Source organism: Wielerella bovis, assembly GCF_022354465.1.
GTDB classification, from domain to species: Bacteria; Pseudomonadota; Gammaproteobacteria; order Burkholderiales; family Neisseriaceae; genus Wielerella; species Wielerella bovis.
Genome location: NZ_CP092361.1, coordinates 2,212,548 through 2,231,347, shown reverse-complemented (window position 1 = coordinate 2,231,347; position 18,800 = coordinate 2,212,548). Strand labels below are relative to the sequence as shown.

Here is an 18,800-nt window from a genome sequence, read left to right as displayed (position 1 = left end):
GTGGGCGTATTATAAAGGATTTAAAGAAATTTGTGCATGTGTTGTATAATATGTGGTTTTCGTTTTTTCAGGCAGCCTGAAAAATATTTTCCAATTGACGCGGTTCGTAACCCTCCCGCAACAACAAAACTAGGTATCTTAAAAAATGTCCAGAAATTCTGCAGAACTCAACGGTATTACGCTGCTCGGCAACCAAAAAACCGAATACCGCAGCGACTACGCCCCCGAAGTGCTGGAAGCCTTTGACAACAAACATCCCGACAACGATTATTTTGTCAAATTCGTTTGCCCCGAATTCACCAGTTTATGCCCGATGACAGGGCAGCCTGATTTCGCCACCATTGTCATTCGCTACATTCCCGATGTGAAAATGGTGGAAAGCAAATCGCTGAAACTGTATTTGTTCAGCTTCCGCAATCACGGCGATTTCCACGAAGATTGTGTCAATATCATCATGAAAGATTTGATTAAATTGATGAACCCGAAATACATTGAAGTGTTTGGTGAATTCACGCCGCGTGGTGGGATTGCCATTCATCCTTTTGCCAATTATGGTCGGGTGGGTACGCCGTTTGAGCAAATGGCGCGAGAAAGATTGTTTGCACACGATATGCAATGATTTTTTCAGGCAGCCTGAAAATACAATTTGTATTATAATGTGCTTTCTCTTTTTTTCACGGCTGCCCGATGTTTTCAGGCAGCCTGAAAAATTTTTCAACCCACGCGGTTCGTAACCCTCCCGCGTAGGGTAAAGAATGGAGGAAATCACTCTTGGTTTTGCAGGAAAAACATTCAGACACAAGGCAAAAATATTCGCCAATGCCTTCATTGGCGAATATTTTTAACGCAGTAGATGAATATTTTGACGAAAAAACAAAGTGATTTCAGACGTTTTTTGCCCGTAACCAAAACTAGGAATTTTTATGCAAAACCCAACTTATCAATTTTCTCATCAACAAAAACGCAACGCCTTATTTTGGCTAATTATTTTTCATATTACCATTATTGCTGCGAGCAATTATTTGGTGCAATTCCCATTTACAATCACCCTACCCAACAACTTTGAAGTGCATTCCACTTGGGGCGCATTGTCGTTTCCGTTTATTTTTCTGGCGACCGATTTGACCGTGCGTATTTTTGGTAAACATTTGGCACGACGAATTATTTTCTTTGTGATGCTCCCTGCCTTGATTTTGTCGTATGTTTTATCAGTCATCTTTCAAAATGGCGCATGGACAGGTTGGGCAGCATTGTCCGAATTTAATTTGTTTGTATTCCGCATTGCGCTGGCTAGTTTCGCCGCTTACGTATTTGGGCAATTTATGGATATTTTCGTATTCAACAAATTACGCAGCCTGAAAGCATGGTGGATTGCACCGACCGCATCCACATTTGTCGGTAATGCGATTGATACGCTGCTGTTTTTTGCTATTGCTTTCCACGCCAGTAGTGATGAATTTATGGCAGTAAATTGGCAACACATTGCTTTTGTAGATTATTTGTTTAAATTAGTGATTTGTATGGCATTGTTTTTGCCGATATATGGCGTATTACTCAATTTCTTGACCAAAAAATTGACACAATTAATGCAAACAAATTGGCAAACAATAGAACAAAATTAACTCAAAGGCAGCCTGAAAATATTTCAGGCTGCCTTTGTATCATCGTTATCAAATGAACAGACAGGGTAGTAAATATAGTGGATTCAATTTAAATCAGGACACGGCAGACGTTGTCGCCTTGTACTATTTTAATTTGAAACGACTATACATCATATGGTCTTAAATCGTATTACAATCTCTTTTTTTTCTCTATCTCATTGCATCATGAAAACCCAGTTATTTTTTCCCCTAATCACACTTGCCGCCATTTTTTCAGCGCAAGCGGTGGATATTCAACGCTGGCACACCCCTGAAGGCACACAAATCTTGCTGGTGGAACGCCACGAATTGCCGATGATTGATTATGCCGTCATCTTCAAAGGCGCAGGCAGCACCGCCGAACCCGATGGCAAAAGCGATATTGCCAGCCCCACCGCTAAAATGATAATGCGCGGCACAAAACAACTTGACGAAGAAAGCTTTACTTCCCAAATCAAAGATTTAGGTTCGTATGTTTTCAGCAATAGCGGCTTGGAATACAGCATTTTCGGTTTTCGCAGTTTGAGTGAATCCGATAAACTTCATCCGACCGCGCAATTATTCGCGCAGGCTCTCACATCGCCGCGTTTTGAAGAATCTGTATTCAAACGCTTGCAAAATCAAGCGATTGTGTCGCTAAAACAAGCGGAAAGTTATCCTGCCTACATTGCTTCGCGTGAACAAGCCAAACTCAATTATCCTGCACACCCTTATGGCAAAGCAGCTTTGCGCACCGAAGCGACCATTCGCGCCGTCAATCTTGCTGATTTGAAAACATTCGCACAAACACATTACGCACAAAACAACGCCATTGTAACCATTGTCGGCGACATCAATCGCGCTGACGCAGAACAATTGGTCAAACAAACTATTGGTGGCTTACCCAAACGCACATCAGCCATTCGCCCAACACCACCCGTGGAATTGACGCAAATTGGCAAAACCCAGCGCGTACCATTTTCAGGCAGCGCACAAACCAATATCAGCATCGGTTTACCCGTATTGAAATACGATGACCCTGATTATTTTGCCCTTTTGGTCGGTAATTATATTTTGGGTGGCGGCGGATTTGACAGTCGTTTGATGAAAATTTTGCGCGATGAAAAAGGTTACACTTACGGTGTACATAGCAGTTTTTCAGCATATAGCGAAAAAGCACCATTCAATATCAGTTTTGCTACCGAACACAAAAATAGCCAAGCCGCATTGGCTGCCACCCAACAAGTTTTAGCAGATTTTGTGGCACAAGGCCCAAGCGAAACCGAATTGCAACAAGCCAAAGCCAATATTACAGGCAGTTTTCCATTAAAATTTGATAGTAATGGCAAATTATTAAGCAATTTGTTGGACATCGGTTTATACAATCGTCCAACCGATTGGCTGGATACTTATAACGACAAAGTGAACGCGCTAACAGTCCAAGACATTCAGCGCGCATGGCAAAAACACATTGTGCCAACGCAAATGAATACGGTCGTTGTGGGCGAATAAACACAAAAGGCAGCCTGAAACCTTTGCCAAACCCATTCAGGCTGCCTTAAGATTTGTAGGATGGATTCAGGCGCAAGAATCTGAACTACTAATTTTAGATGTTGCAAAAGTTTCAGGTTGTTTTTTTACGACAAGTCAAATATTGTTTATAAGTTTAGTTTTGAATTTTCGTTGCTTTATTGAGTTAAAACTCTTATGATGCCTGCGGCATGCTGCCTTTAATCTAAATAACTCTAAACTAAATGAGGTTTTCTATGAAAATTAAACATTTGCTTCCTATGTGTGTAGCGCTTGCTTTGGCGGCTTGTTCCGACAACAGCGCAACACAAAGCAATGACACACCACCAGCATCTGCCGTAAGCCAACAAGATACTGCTGCACCAACAGGTGAAAAAGTAACATCTTATTTGGTAGGTATTGATATCGGTTATCCCCCTTTAACTTTGCGTGATACCAAAGGACAACCATCTGGTTTTGAAGTGGAATTATTGCAAGCCATTGCAGACGATCAGAAATTCCAAATCAATTTGATTCCCGATGTGCGCGCCAATTTATTCCCTGGCTTGGGTGAGGGTAAATACCAAATTTTGGTTGGTTCATTTGAGGTTAATCCAGAACGTCAAGCGCAGGCTGAATTAAGTAATCCTTATGCTAAAGGCTATCGTGCGATTTTGAGCAAAAAAGACAGTACTGTAAAATCAGCTCAAGATTTGCGCACAGCAAAAGGTATAGTTGGCGTACAAAAAGGTACCAATAGTGAACGTAAATTGGTTGAATTAGGCATTACGCCAAAAACTTATGACAGTTTATTCAATACATTTAAAGGCTTAGTGCAAGAGGAAATAACACATGTTGTAGGTGATTCTATTCCTTTAACCTATTATGCTATCAGTAACAAGGATGAATCTGTAACGCAAGAATATGAGTTAGCTCATTTTGATGCGAGCGCAGGTGAGTCTATGCTGGTATATGCAGTAAGTAAAGGTAATACTGAATTATTGGGCAAAGTGAATCAAGGTTTGGAAAATTTGAAGAAAAACGGAACTTATGACCAAATTTATCAAAAATGGTTTAAAAACAATGATGCCAAAGTTTAATTAAGTAAAATGCTAATTTTTAGGCAGCCTGAAAACGTGCTATGAGCATGAAAGCAGTTCAGGCTGCCTTATTATTTGTAAAAGTTTCAGGCTGCCATGATTTTATAGTGAATTCACTAAACCAGTACAGCGTTGCCAGCTCCCTTATGTATAGTCGCTTAAAATAAAAATAGGACAAGGCGACCACGCCCGCCGTGTACATCTAGTACATAAGGGCGTGGGCAACGCAGTAGTATTTTTAATTTTAAGCGACTATATTATGTGTACACGGCGGTCGCTGTCGCCTTGTCTGCGTTTATTTTAACTAATCTATATTTCAAATCGGCAGCCTGAAATTTATCCACCCAATTTCGCCAACAATTTATCATGAATGCCGCCAAATCCCCCGTTTGACATAATCAAAATATGGTCGCCATTTTGCGCGAATTGCGCCAAATCGTTCACAAAATCATCAAAATTTTGCCCCACACGCAATTTCTCGCCCAAAGGCAACAAGGCAGCCTGAACGTCCCAATCCACCCCGCCAGCGTAGCAGAACACCGCGTCCGCGCCACGCAAACTTTCAGGCAGCGCGGCTTTCATCGTGCCGAGTTTCATGGTGTTGGAACGCGGCTCCAACACCGCCACAATCCGCGCCGCGCCGACTTTTTGGCGCAAACCGTCTAGGGTGGTGGCAATGGCGGTGGGGTGGTGGGCGAAATCATCGTATACGGTAATGTTGTTTACCATACCTTTGATTTCCATGCGTCTTTTCACGTTTTTGAATTGGCTCAACGCTTCGCAGGCTGCCTGAATGCTTACGCCAACGTGTCGGACGGCAGCGATGACGGCAAGCGCGTTTTGGCGATTGTGTTCGCCCAATAATTCCCACGCGATGTGTCCGACTGTTTCGCCTTGAAATTGCACGTCAAAACTGCCGTCTTGTTGCAAGTTGCTGATTTGCCAATCGCTTTCTTGTTCGCCAAAAAATTGTACGGGTGTCCAGCAGCCGCGTTCCAAAACATTTTTCAGGCTGCTTTCGCGCCCGTTGGCGACCACCAAACCTTCGCTCGGCACGGTGCGCACGAGATGATGAAATTGGGTTTGAATGGCGTTTAAATCGGGGAAGATGTCGGCGTGGTCGTATTCCAAATTGTTCAAAATGGCGGTGCGGGGGCGGTAGTGAACAAATTTGCTGCGTTTGTCAAAGAATGCGGTGTCGTATTCGTCCGCTTCAATCACGAAAAATGATGAGCCGTTTTGCGGCAAACGCGCTGAAACATCAAAGTTTTGCGGTACGCCGCCAATCAGGAAACCTGCGCCATAGCCTGCGTATTCCAGCACCCACGCGAGCATGGACGCGGTGGTGGTTTTGCCGTGCGTGCCTGCCACGCCCAGCACCCACATTTTGTGCAACACGTTTTCAGCCAGCCATTGCGGGCCCGATGTGTAGGGTAAGCCTTTGTTTAAAATGGCTTCAATCACGTCCATGCCGCGTTTGGCGACATTGCCGACCACATACACATCAGCTGGGAATTTGTCCAATTGCGCTGCGTCAAAACCTTCGTGGACGTCAATGCCCAAGTTTTCCAGTTGCGTACTCATGGGCGGGTACATTTTGGCGTCGCAGCCTGTTACTTTGAAACCTGCTTGTTGGGCGATTGCCGCCAGTCCACCCATAAATGTGCCGCCAATGCCGATGATGTGAATGTGTTGCATCGTGATAATTCCGTTTAACTGTATGAAAATGGGGTAAATTATAGCGGTTTTTGGGCTTTCAGGCTGCCTTAAAAGAATAGGCAGCCTGAAACTTTTATAGTCGTTTCAAATTAAAATAGGACAAGGCGACAGCGACCCCGTGTACACCGAGTACATAAGAGACTGGCAACGCTGTACTGATTTAAATTAAATTCACTATAAATTGAATCCACTATAATTTAAAAATCGTCGGATACGAGTATCCGACTACGCATTTTTAGGTTGCTTGAATAGGTTTTGTAAAAAGTTTCAGCCTGAAAAATAAAAATCCGTTTGCCTGATAAAATCAAACAAACGGATTGATAAGTTACTAAACGCGTGGTTTAGAAAATTTCACGCCAAGATACACGGCGAACGATTGGAGTACCTGGGATACATTCCAAATCATTCAAACTTGTACCTTCTTCGGTTGAGCCAGATGCCAATTTTTCAGTACCGCTACAACCTTTAGTTGGTTCACGTACACCTTCACGTTCAGGCATTTTACCAGAACCCAATGTGCCATATTGTGACACAGCAGAATCACTAGTAGTAACCAAAACGCTACGAGAGCTAGAACCTTTGTATGGAATAGAGCCGATAATCACATCTTGGCTTTTCGCATAGGTTTTACCCCAACTTACATAACGTGAAGCTTGACCTGAGTAAGCATCTGCGATAAAGCGGAAACCTGATGCGCTTACCATATCAGGTGTACAACTTGCCAAAGCTTGGCTTGCACCAGACAATTTTTCAATATTCCAAATCGCTGCACCAACATTACTACGCAATGCTACTTTCAATGCAACAGGCGTTGTGGTTACACGATAACCAGCAGGAACGTTGATGTAGAAACCTTTGCGTTCTGATTTCTTCTCATAAGCATTTTTGCTGGAGATATAGAAACCTTCAGAATTATATTCCGCCATGGTTTGTTCAATCAGGTCTGATTTAGTAACGGTAGTACAAGCAGTATCACCCGCTTTAGTACAATTTTTGTAGTCATCAAAGATGCCATACAAACTTTGTTGTCCATTTGCAGTCAAGTCGCCTTGATACAAATTACTACCCGTACCGAAATAGATACCTACTTTACCATCAGCCCAGTTCAACAACGCAGGTTCTGCTACCAACGGTTGATTGCCATCTGATTTATAAACTTGATGAGCGAACCAAGAGTCTTTATCACCACGCAAATCAAAACGCCAAATATTGCCTTTATAGTCGCCAGCATATACCAAATCTACGATGTTATCGTTATTGATATCAATGCCTTGTGGTGAAGTTAAGCCATCGTGTGCATCGATAATACTTTGTTGAGTATCCTCTTTCCCTGTTGCATTACCACCAGCGAATTCACGATTAATCTCAATTTTCTTAATTAAACCACCTGCGCCATAAGTAGTTGTTGCAAAGTTATCATTGGTTTCCTGACCAGCAGAGTTCAGTTTTTTAGTGTAGTTTTTGCCCATGTGGTCTAACACATACAGCGCTAATTTACTTTTACTTGGACTATCAAAACCACTGGTCATTAATGCAGCAGTTAAGACATTGCCACCTTCTGCAAGGCTGTCTTTCCAACCTTTCAGGCTGCCTTTGTCTGCAACATAACCTACTTTAACTTGACCAAAATGATAACCTAACTCATTGTAGAAACTACCTGCTTTACCAAAATTATTGGTAGAAGTATCCCACAATGGTACTTCATTTGCCCAAGAACCTTGTGAAGCACTGATGCCTTTATTTGCACCAGTATGGTCTTTACCACCCACATTAATCGCAAATGCACCACGCGCACCTGAACCAAAACCACCTAAAACAGTATGCGTTGAATAATTATTTGCTTTACCTTCATCGGTAGAAATATAAATCAAGCTATCTGCCAAGAAGTTTTGTTTTGGATTTTCCACTGAACCATAGGTTTTTTCAGCAGTAAATACCAAGTTGCGCATGATAGTGTCATTAGCTGTATCACGTTGTGCAGTACCTGGGATATAACGCAATTTCTCAATGTATGGATTAGCGTCCTTATCTGCGCCAGTATTTGCTTGGTAAATATGCAACATACCATCATTTGATGGTACAGCCATAAACTCTTTGCGGTCATAATCGTTTGCGCCATTTGCTCGAACGCTCACATCGCCAAAAGACAATAAATCGCCACTGATGTCGCCCAAATAACGTGCAAATAGTGATTCAGAACCACGATTGCGGTAGTTTTTGCCTACAGCAGTATCGCTATCGCCCCAACGCAACAACCAGTTCATCAATTTTTGGTATTCGGTGCTATCGCTAGATACGGCAATAGGTGTAATCGTTTGTTTGGCTACTGCGGTATCTTGTACACGGTCAGTACGGTTTGGCGAAATACCAAACAAGTTATTGCTAAAGCCGTTATATTGTCCAGTTGTTGCAGTTTTCACGCCTTCAGGAGTACTAAATATCGCCATAGCGGCTGGCGTATATTTAGGCGTAGCATAGCTGCTCAAATCAAACTTACCTGTTGCGCTATTAAATTTGTAGAAGCGAATTTCACTTGTCCAAGTGGTTGGCGACATGATGGAAGAAATGGCAGCCTGAACAATAGTATTGCCATCACCATCTGTGGTTGCAGTAACTGCTGGTGCAATAGCGGAGAAACCACTATCGCGCGCCACGCTAGAAGTTGCCTCAATCAATGCGGCAGTCAATTCTTCTGGACTGTTGGCATTGAAGTATTTACCACCACCTTTTGCAGCCATTCTTTCCAATAATGCAACGGGCTGACCGAATGCCACAGTATGGGTTGTGATGTTTTGCTTACTGAAATCATGCCCTTGAATACTGCCTTCAGCATCATCAAAGCTTTTACCTTCTAAATCCGTACCACCTTGGATTAAGTCTGCTTCGTGAGCAATACGAACAATTTCAGGGGTTACGCCCGTATCATTGGCTGTGGTCAGATGGGCTCTGAATTGTCTCGCAAATTCACTATCTTTATTGATTAAAGTATCGGTATGCCACAATTTACCCAGTTGATAGCGCAAATGTAAACCTGTTGGCTCACCATCGGAAATAAAGATGATGTAGTTTTTCTGGCAACGGTATTGAATAGGGCTGGTATATTTACCATTGGCATACGCGCCACGATAGAACAGGTTTGGCATGGAACCTGTATCCAAACCACGATAGTAACGTATTAATTCATAGTAGGCACTTGGAATTGGGGTATTGGTATTAGATGGCAGGTTTTTAACGGTGTTAATCAGAGATTGGAATTCAGTCTCTTTATTCTTATCTATATCTTTGATTTCAGATAGAATTTCAGAGCCAATGGAGTACCAAATTTGATCAGGCCTAGTTTGTACAGTTTGGCTGCCAGAGTTTGCATCATACAGTGTTGTTAAACCATTAGATTGCGCACTAAAAGAGTTTGCACTTGCCACAAAGGTTGCCAAGCCCCAACGGTTTTTATCACGCGTTTCGGTAATCACATTGGTAATTGCCTCTTTGGCAACAACCATGCGTGGCTTATCGTTGGTAATATCGTAACGAACCAAACCGCCACCTTGGATAATATAAGCTGGTTTATTAGCGTGATAATCTGCTTCCGTATATTTAATAGCACGGTTTTCAGCTTTTCTGCGACCCCATTGATCTGTCACATAAACTATTTGAGAACCACTATAAATATCCTTTGCAGAAATGGTTTGCGCCATACTACCCGATGTATCCAAGAATAATAGGATATTGGGTTTAATAACTGTTGCACCCGATTGCCAAATCAATGGCACGCTGGGATAAGATGTATTTGCGAGGGCTTGTCCTGTTGGCAAGGCAAGCAGCGCAGCTAGTGTAGATAACGCCAATTTTGATGGTTTTGGCGAAAATTTTTTACTACGGCGATTCATAGCATTCTGCCCCTGTCTTTTGAAACGAGTTGATTTTGCAACTGCAAAAATCATAAAAATTAGAATGGTGTTTTCAGGCTGCCTTTTGATAAAAGGTAACAATATTAGGCACTTTTTTAAATGCCAAATGCAGCGAGTAATATTGTGATGCAGCATGCATGGGTACGATTGGTACTGTTTGCGATACATTGCTTTATTTGGCTCAATATAACTCACTATAAAATATTAACTATATAAATAAACCTGAAATATTGTATTGATAACGAATGTTACAATATAAAAAATATTTAGATTTAGCAAGCAATTTATATTCCAGAAGTAATACGTTTTTTCAGGCTGCCTTTCTATATGATGTAAACCATTGTGGCAGCCTGAAAAATAGATTTCTTGTGAAATTAAGTCGGATTCTTGAACTCGACATTTTCTTACTATACTACACAAGCTTGTGATAAACAAGGGCAGCCTGAAAGGATATACTTTGGTATAAAGCGTATCCTTTCAGGCTGCCTATTTATAAAAAATCAATTATTTATCTTTTACTTCTTGGAATTCGGCATCCACTACATCATCATCTTTTTTATTTGATGAACCAGTAGTCTCGCCTTTTTCTGCTTCTGCTTGCGCTTGTGCATACACGATTTCGCCTAATTTTTGGCTGGCTTTGCCCAACTCTTCCGCTTTCGCATCAATGTCGGCTTTGTCATCGCCTTTCACGGCTTCTTCGGCATCTTTCAATGCAGCTTCAATTTTTTCTTTTTCAGCAGCATCTAATTTGTCGCCGTGTTCTTCCAAAGATTTTTTCACTGAATGAATCAAGGCTTCGGCTTGGTTACGGCTTTGTACCAATTCGTGCAATTTTTTGTCTTCTTCGGCATTCGCTTCGGCATCTTTTACCATGCGTTCAATTTCTTCCTCGCTCAAACCAGAAGAACCTTGAATGGTAATATTTGCCGCTTTGCCCGTACCTTTGTCTTTGGCGGAAACGTGCAAAATACCGTTTGCGTCAATATCAAAAGTGACTTCAATTTGCGGCATACCGCGCGGTGCAGGTGCGATGTCGCCCAAGTTGAATTGTCCCAAAGATTTGTTGGCAGAAGCGCGTTCACGTTCGCCTTGCAACACATGAATCGTAACCGCAGGCTGATTGTCTTCCGCAGTAGAGAACACTTGCGATGCTTTGGTCGGAATAGTGGTATTTTTTTGGATGAGTTTGGTCATGATGCCACCCATCGTTTCAATACCCAAAGACAATGGCGTAACGTCCAACAACAATACGTCTGTGCGACCACCACCTAATACTTCGCCCTGAATCGCTGCACCAACCGCCACTGCTTCGTCAGGATTCACATCTTTACGCGGTTCTTTACCGAAGAAATTTTTCACTTCTTCTTGTACTTTTGGCATACGGGTTTGACCACCCACCAAAATCACGTCATCAATATCGGACGCGCTCAAACCAGCATCTTTCAGTGCAATGCGGCAAGGCTCAATGGAACGTTTTACCAAATCTTCCACCAAGCTCTCAAATTTGGCGCGAGTGATTTTCAGCACCAAGTGTTTGGGGCCAGTCGCGTCCATGGTGATGTAGGGCAAGTTGATTTCGGTTTGCTGACCGCTGGACAATTCAATTTTGGCTTTTTCCGCAGCTTCTTTCACGCGCTGCATTGCCATTGGGTCGCCTTTCAAATCAATGCCTTGTTCTTTTTTGAATTCAGCAATGATGAAATCAATGATGCGTTGGTCAAAGTCTTCTCCGCCCAAGAAAGTGTCGCCATTGGTTGCCAAAACTTCAAATTGTTTGTCGCCGTCCACGTCCGCGATTTCAATAATGGAAATATCAAATGTACCGCCACCCAAGTCGTACACGGCTACTTTGCGGTCGCCACCAGACACTTTGTCCATGCCGAACGCCAAAGCTGCAGCCGTTGGCTCATTGATGATGCGTTTTACGTCCAAGCCTGCGATGCGACCCGCGTCTTTTGTTGCTTGGCGTTGGCTGTCGTTGAAGTAAGCTGGCACGGTTACCACCGCTTCGGTAACTTTCTCGCCCAAATAGGCTTCCGCCGCTTCTTTCATTTTACGCAATACTTCGGCAGAAATTTGTGGTGGCGACAATTCTTTGCCTTGCGCTTTCACCCACGCATCGCCATTTGCCGATTTGATGATTTCAAATGGCATGGTTTCAATGTCGCGTTGTACTTCTTTATCTTCAAATTTATGACCAATCAAGCGTTTCGCCGCGTAAATGGTGTTTTTTGCGTTGGTAACCGCTTGGCGTTTGGCAGGTGCGCCAACCAAAGTTTCGTTGTCGGTGTACGCCACGATAGACGGTGTGGTGCGCGCGCCTTCCGCGTTTTCAATCACTTTGGTTTGTCCGTTTTCGGAAATCGCCACGCATGAGTTGGTGGTACCCAAGTCAATACCAATTACTTTTGCCATTGTTTTAGCTCCTAAAATAAAAATATTTATATTTGAATGATGTTGTGAATGTGGGGTAAATATATGCATTTTCAAGTTTTCAGGCTGCATTTTGCTGTTGAGGCAGCCTGAAATCAATTTACAACCCCGATGCGCGGTAGATAGGGTAAACAAGCGTATTTTCAAGTGGGAAATGGAGATTTTTTTGATATGAGTATAAGATTTATTTGATAAGTTATTATTTTATCAAGTGTTATTTAAAATGCAATGAATGGTTAAAAAAGAAACTTGCGCAGAACTGATTCAGGCTGCCTTTACAGTCCACGATTTATTGTAGGTCGGGCATTTATGCCCGACATAATACGCTGTGATTCATCATGTCGGGCATGAATGCCCGACCTACGGGAATGTTTTTTTGTCGTGTACTGCAAGGCAGCCTGAAAACTTGTATAGTCGCAGAACTGAAAAAGCAGTACGGCGTTGCCAACGCCCTTATGTACTATTCGTACACGGCGGGCGTTGTCGCCTTGTACTGCATTTTCATTTCTACGACTATAGGTAGGATATTCGCATCCGACAATTTTTTATAGTGAATTCACTATAAATCCACCATACGAAGGTTTCATACCAACAAAAAACAGGACAGATAAAATCTGCCCTGTTTGTATCTCAATCATCAATTATGAAATTAATGGTTGTGAATATGCCATTTTTCTTTCAAACGGTCGTATGTGCCATCGCTTTTTACTTGGGTTAAACCAGCGTTGATTTTTTGTTTCAATTCGGTATTGCCTTTTTTAACTGCAAAACCAATAGGTAGTTCAACATCATTAAAAGCAATTACTTTCAGTTTTTGGTCTGGATATTGCGCAACATAATAATCCGCAATGACGCTATTAACCATGGTGGCTTCTGTATTACGTTTCATGGTTTCTTGAATACTCAAAAAAACAGAATTAGCCTGAACCAATTCAGCACCCAGACTTTCAGCAAAATTTTCCAATGCTGTTCCTTTGTTTGCGGCAATGCGTTTAGATTTAACATCTGCGCTTTTGCTAATAGTACTTTCTTCTGATGCTATAGCTGCATATTTAGCAACAATAAAGGGTTCGCTAAAATCCCATTTTGCTACACGGTCACTGGTCATGATGATGCCAGAACCAGCAATGTCAGATTCTCCACTATCTAATTTTGGGAAAACCTGTTCCCAAAGAGTGGGTTCAAATTTAACCTGAAAGCCTTGTTTTTTAGCAATTTCCTGTAACAATTCGGCTTCAAAGCCAGTAGTTGTTCCTGCGCCAGGAATAATAAAAGGGCTAAATTCATGTTCAATAGCCACACGATACACTTTTTCACTACCAGTTTCAGTAGGAGGAGTACTTGCTGCTGATGTGTTTTGATTTGAAGCATCTTGGCATGCACTTAATGACAAAATACTTAATGCAATCAATGTCCATTTTTTCATTGAGTAGTCCTTTACAAAAAAGATTGAGAAACTGTATTCATAATTTTAATAGATTGATTTATCAATTAAAAAATGAATGCAAAAGAGTTTTTCATACCATAGATGAATTTACTAGTGTGAAAATTTGATGCGTTCATTATTAACATAAGATGCTAGAAAAAGCAAGTGCTTTTGTCGGATTGGGTTATTAATAAAATTCTTATAGTGGATTCAATTTAAATCAGGACAAGGCGACAGCGACCGCCGTGTACATCTAGTACATAAGGAAGCTGGCAATACTGTACTGGTTTAAATTGAATTCACTATATATTTTAAACAACTATAGTTTGAAATCTTTGTAAAACTTAAAATTGTAGGTCGGGTTTTCGAGTCTGGTATTTTTATTATTTAACAACTATTTGTTTTATATAAAAAAATTTTAGATTCGAGTATCCGACCTGCGAGTTTCAGGCTGCCTGAATAGGTTTTACAAAGATTTTTATTTTAACTGACTGTATAGATAAAGAAATTAAAATTCGGTACACAACCAAGTAAAATAAAAAAACAAAGAGTGAATGCAATCCAATAACCAATCTTGACGTAAATGTTTAATCCAAGCCCAAGTGTGCTCAATTAAATTCAAATCAGGACAGTATGGCGGTAACCATAAAATCACATGCCCTTATAAAACAATAAGCTCTTGAATGTCCTGACGTTTGTGAAAAGTCGCATTATCCATTACCAAAACACTGTTGGGCGGTAATTGTGGCAGTAAAACGTTTTGAACCCATGAATAAAACACATCTGAATTGATGCTGAATTCATACAAACCCACTGCAATCAATTGATTTTGGTACAGTGCGCCAATGGCATTGGTTGTGTTTTTGATTTGCCAGTTGTGATTGCCATGACAAACTTGTCCTCTTGGCGCATAGGCATAAGGACGATAAGTTTGGTTTTTAAAACCACTTTCATCAATATAAACAATAGGACGTTTCTCTTGCTCATACTGTTGTTTTAATGAGAGAAATTGTTCAATTGTTTCGGGTTGAGCTTTGGGGTGTTTAAGAATCTTTTTTTTGAGTGATTTTTAGCCGTTTAAGTGCCACACCAATGGCTCTTTGTGAACAGTTAAAGCGAACAGCGCGTTCTCTTTGAAAATCATCAGGAAATTGTTCTACGTCTTTTCGCAATAATTCATCATTGATTTTATTGGTTCTTTTGGGGTAGGGTTTACGTTCAATGCATTTTTTCCATAGTTGAATGGTACTGCGACTGATGCCATATTCCGCTGCCAATTCACGGTAGCTGTAACCCGAATTTAATTTTTCTAAAATCATTTGGCGATAATCTTGTGAATAAGCCATAACTGTTCTCCTGTGTGTACCGTTTATTTAATTCTACACCTATAAAATAACGCGAACTCGGGATAAGAAAAATTAAAAATTCTATGAAAATAAATGACTTGCGTAGGGTGGGTGCTTGCATCCACCATGTTCATGCAGCCTGAAATCAAATTCTCAATAATGCTACGGTAAACTCGTGGGTGCAAGCACCCACCCTACGGAAGATTTTTTTATTAAAACAAATGCTTAATTTATTTCTTATCCCGAACTCGCGTTAAAATAGGGTAATCGTAAAATGAATTGTGATTAACTCAACGCTGCTTTTAAGGCTTTATTCACTTCTCCCATATCCGCCTTGCCAGCTAAACGGGTTTTCAGCAATCCCATCACTTTGCCCATATCGCCCATGCCCACTGCGCCTGTTTCCGCCACCGCTTTTGCCACTTCCGCCGCAATTTCGTCCGCTGACAACATTTCAGGCAAATAGCGATTCAAAACGTCCACTTCTGCCAATTCTTTTGCTGCCAAATCTTCACGCGCCGCATCGGTGTAGATTTTCGCGCTGTCTTTGCGTTGTTTAATCATTTTCATGATGATGGCAACTACTTTTGCATCGTTTGTTTCTTGGCGTTCGTCCACTTCAAATTGTTTAATTTCGGTGTTAATCAAGCGAATGGTAGACAAAGTGATGCTGTCTTTCGCCTTCATCGCGGTTTTCATGTCTTCGGTTAATTGTGTTTTTAAACTCATCTTTTTTCCTTTCAAAAATAAAAAACACCGCAAACTCAATCGCTTGCGGTGTATATCTAAATATAGCCATGCCATTATCATCAAAACGCAATAATGGCAGCCTGAAAATTAATACATTTTAGGTGGCAAAGTTTGGCTACGCAGACGTTTTTGCAAGCGTTTTACCGCAGCAGCTTTTTTACGTTTGCGTTCAGTTGTTGGTTTTTCGTATGCTTCACGAGCGCGCAACTCGGTCAGCAAGCCAGTTTTTTCAATAGCGCGTTTAAAGCGACGCATCGCAACTTCAAATGGTTCGTTTTCTTTTACACGAATAGTAGGCATTTTTAATCCTTAAAAAATGATGTTTAAATAAAGGGTTAGCAGCTTTCAGGCTGCCTGAATGATTTGTTTTTTTGACTGTTTTCCATTGATTGTCAAAAGGCAGAAATTCTACGCCCGATGATGTAAACATCACCCCCTAACTGGGCGGCGCGTGAATTTGACCGTGCCGCAAAAAATGATTCAGCCGTTTTGAGATAAACGGCTGTGTTACAAAATCGGCGAATTATGGCAGCAATTATTTGATACGTCAAGCAAATAGGCAGCCTGAAAATAAGAACCTGTGTTCATAATCTTAATAGCTTGCTTTTATCGCCACTTCATACGACTACTGCGTTGGCTTCCCACGCCAATATGTTCAATATTGGCGTGGGAAGCCGCCTTGTATTCGCATGAATTGACAATAAAATCAAGCTATCAATCTTACGAACACAGGTTCTACACTATCGTTTTGCCGCCATATTCGCACAAATCGTTAATCAGACAAGTTTGGCATTGTGGTTTTTGCGCTTTGCAGGTGTAGCGTCCGTGCAAAATCAGCCAGTGGTGCGCGTTCATCAAAAATTCTTTGGGGATATTTTTCATCAGCTTATCTTCCACTTCGCGCACGTTTTTACCACGCGCTAAACCTGTGCGATTGCCAACACGGAAAATATGCGTGTCCACCGCCATCACGGGCTGTCCAAATGCGGTGTTTAACACGACATTAGCGGTTTTTCGCCCGACACCCGACAAGGCTTCCAATTCTTCGCGTGTTTGGGGGACTTCGCCGTTGTGTTTGTTAATGAGGATTTGGCAGGTTTCTATAATGTGTTTGGATTTGGTTTTGTACAAACCAATGGTTTTGGTGTATTCCATAATGCCTTCCAAGCCTAAATCCAGCATGGCTTGCGGTGTGTTGGCGATGGCAAAGAGTTTGGCGGTGGCTTTATTTACGCCGACATCGGTGGCTTGCGCGGACAGGAGTACGGCAATCAGCAATTCAAATGGGCTGGAAAAATTGAGTTCGGTGGTGGGATTGGGATTGGCTTCGCGCCAACGGGTGAACATTTCGGTACGGATTTGTTTATTCATGTTTTTTTGATGCGATAGGCAGCCTGAAAAAAGGGGATTATAAACGATTTGATTCAATATTTTCAGGCTGCTCTACGGTACGCGACACAAATCTTTAATATTATCTGAAATCTGTCCCCTCCCACGCTGGCGGGGGAGGGTTAGGGTGGGAGTGGTTCGTTGATTTTCAGAAAAATAAATTTGTTTTCACCGATTTTCCCCCACCCTAGCTCTTCCCCGTTTAGGACGGGAGAGGGGACAAGATTCGTGCTTATTTCAAAAAATGTCGTGTACTGTAAGGCTGCCCTATTCTTAATGTTGTTAATAATAGGCGTTGAAAACGCAATGCTTCTATCGCAGCGCGGACATCGGCAGACACGACCGCTTTTGGACGTGCGGCGTGCAGCAATGCAACGGCTTCGTCCCAATCGTAAGCGCGATACAGCATCAGCCACGTTAAAATCACGGCGGCGCTGCGTCCATATCCCAAAGCGCAACACACCAAAACGGTTTGTTGTTGATGATGTAATCTGTCCAAATGGGCAGCGGCTTGCGCTAATTGTGCGACAGTTGGGGGAACCATATCCAGCATCGGCAGGGCGACATAGTTTGGCGGCGTGCGGCAAGCAGGTAATTCGGCGCAAACATCTAATGCAGCCTGAAAATTTGGATTTTTCAAGGCTTTCAGGCTGCCTATAAAAATATTTTCGGCAATGTGTTCGGATTCGGTATCGTGGCGCAACCAGATGATTTGATTGAGTTTGGCGGCGAGTATTTGCGGTGCAAATAAACAAGTGGCGGCAAATGTGTGTCGTCCATTGTTTTGTTTTTGCAGCAGATTGGCACCAAATTTTGCATACGCTAATCCCATCAATAAACACGATACGCTGACCCAAAATAACCATAAACCTGCGCCATTGATAATATAAGCAAGGCAGCCTGAAACAATCGCCAGCGCAAAATACAACATTGCCCAGCGTGTGTGTTTTGGCGTGTAAATGACGCGGTGGACAAGCGGTGAGCGACGTTCGTAGGGCAATGCCCACACGATTAGCAAGCCGACCAATGCGCCTGTGGGAATGTCTATAAAATGGTGTTGATACGTGGTCAGCACGGATAGGGCTATCAGGGTGCACCAAATCAGCCACGCGCCGCGAATGGTGGTGCGGTGTTTTTTCAGGCTGCCTAATCGCCGCCAATAAAAATAACCGACCACGATGGTTAAAATAATGTGCAGCGATGGGGCTTGATTATACGGTTGGTCAAAGGTGGCGAGCGATGCAAACAGTTGTCCTGTCAATCCATCGGTGGGCGGTTTTTGCCACGAAATATGCAGCGGAAACAGGATAAAACAAATGATGGCGATGCTTTGCGCGGCGATGAGTTGCGCGAGATAGCGATTTTGTTCGGCACGATTGTGGCACAGGAAAAAACCGAGTCCATACAAGATATTAAGCGACCAATACGGCACAATCGTCCACGCCCAAAAGGGGAGATTGTGTTCCCAATGGAAGATGATTTCGGGAACAAAATCGCGTTGTGCGGTCAGCCAGTTGGTCAAACCGTAGCTGGCATAAAACAAGGCGGCGGTTAGAATGAGTTTGAGTAGGGATTGGGAAAAAGTGGGTTTCATGATG

13 protein-coding genes, 1 pseudogene and 1 riboswitch are annotated in these 18,800 nt (G+C 42.3%); of the genes and pseudogenes, 4 read left to right on the top strand and 10 right to left on the bottom strand.

Features of this window, described 5'->3' with window-relative positions; translation table 11 throughout:
• The first annotated feature begins 93 nt into the window (after positions 1-93).
• Positions 94-139: riboswitch (PreQ1 riboswitch) on the top strand.
• 6 nt (positions 140-145) lie between these two features.
• The 4 genes from queF to MIS45_RS10835 all read left to right on the top strand — a co-directional run bounded on the left by queF (position 146) and on the right by MIS45_RS10835 (position 4,228).
• The gene (gene queF, locus MIS45_RS10850) at positions 146-619 is read left to right on the top strand and encodes a preQ(1) synthase (protein WP_249450531.1); all 474 of its coding nucleotides are present in this window, start codon (positions 146-148) and stop codon (positions 617-619) included.
• 304 nt (positions 620-923) lie between these two features.
• On the top strand, positions 924-1,622 hold the full coding sequence (locus MIS45_RS10845) for a 7-cyano-7-deazaguanine/7-aminomethyl-7-deazaguanine transporter (protein WP_249450530.1): 699 nt from the start codon (positions 924-926) through the stop codon (positions 1,620-1,622).
• A gap of 204 nt (positions 1,623-1,826) precedes the next feature.
• Positions 1,827-3,131: a M16 family metallopeptidase gene (locus MIS45_RS10840; RefSeq protein ID WP_249450529.1), complete on the top strand. Its 1,305-nt coding sequence runs from the start codon at positions 1,827-1,829 to the stop codon at positions 3,129-3,131.
• 254 nt (positions 3,132-3,385) lie between these two features.
• Entirely contained in the window at positions 3,386-4,228 is an 843-nt protein-coding gene (locus MIS45_RS10835; RefSeq protein ID WP_249445960.1) for a substrate-binding periplasmic protein, read from the top strand.
• Between the two features lie 336 nt (positions 4,229-4,564).
• Here MIS45_RS10835 and mpl read toward each other — a convergent pair whose 3' ends face one another.
• From mpl to MIS45_RS10785, 10 genes and pseudogenes are all read right to left on the bottom strand, one after another.
• On the bottom strand, positions 4,565-5,926 hold the full coding sequence (gene mpl, locus MIS45_RS10830) for a UDP-N-acetylmuramate:L-alanyl-gamma-D-glutamyl-meso-diaminopimelate ligase (RefSeq protein ID WP_249450528.1): 1,362 nt from the start codon (positions 5,924-5,926) through the stop codon (positions 4,565-4,567).
• A gap of 362 nt (positions 5,927-6,288) precedes the next feature.
• Positions 6,289-9,834, bottom strand: a complete 3,546-nt coding sequence (locus MIS45_RS10825; protein WP_249450527.1) for a PilC/PilY family type IV pilus protein — start codon at positions 9,832-9,834, stop codon at positions 6,289-6,291.
• Between the two features lie 525 nt (positions 9,835-10,359).
• Positions 10,360-12,273, bottom strand: coding sequence for a molecular chaperone DnaK (gene dnaK, locus MIS45_RS10820; RefSeq protein WP_249450526.1), 1,914 nt, complete (start codon positions 12,271-12,273; stop codon positions 10,360-10,362).
• A gap of 667 nt (positions 12,274-12,940) precedes the next feature.
• Positions 12,941-13,717, bottom strand: coding sequence for a transporter substrate-binding domain-containing protein (locus tag MIS45_RS10815; protein ID WP_249450525.1), 777 nt, complete (start codon positions 13,715-13,717; stop codon positions 12,941-12,943).
• A gap of 508 nt (positions 13,718-14,225) precedes the next feature.
• A pseudogene (locus MIS45_RS10810) lies at positions 14,226-14,675 on the bottom strand (transposase).
• 85 nt (positions 14,676-14,760) lie between these two features.
• Complete coding sequence (locus tag MIS45_RS10805; protein ID WP_249441922.1) at positions 14,761-15,063, bottom strand: IS630 transposase-related protein; 303 nt, start codon at positions 15,061-15,063, stop codon at positions 14,761-14,763.
• 285 nt (positions 15,064-15,348) lie between these two features.
• Positions 15,349-15,792 (bottom strand): GatB/YqeY domain-containing protein, encoded by a 444-nt coding sequence (locus MIS45_RS10800; RefSeq protein ID WP_249450524.1) that lies wholly within the window; start codon positions 15,790-15,792, stop codon positions 15,349-15,351.
• A 108-nt stretch (positions 15,793-15,900) separates the two neighbouring features.
• The gene (gene rpsU, locus MIS45_RS10795; RefSeq protein ID WP_249442630.1) at positions 15,901-16,113 is read right to left on the bottom strand and encodes a 30S ribosomal protein S21; all 213 of its coding nucleotides are present in this window, start codon (positions 16,111-16,113) and stop codon (positions 15,901-15,903) included.
• Between the two features lie 435 nt (positions 16,114-16,548).
• Positions 16,549-17,184, bottom strand: a complete 636-nt coding sequence (nth, locus tag MIS45_RS10790; RefSeq protein WP_249450523.1) for an endonuclease III — start codon at positions 17,182-17,184, stop codon at positions 16,549-16,551.
• A 250-nt stretch (positions 17,185-17,434) separates the two neighbouring features.
• On the bottom strand, positions 17,435-18,796 hold the full coding sequence (locus MIS45_RS10785; protein WP_249450522.1) for a phosphatase PAP2/dual specificity phosphatase family protein: 1,362 nt from the start codon (positions 18,794-18,796) through the stop codon (positions 17,435-17,437).
• Positions 18,797-18,800 lie beyond the last annotated feature (4 nt).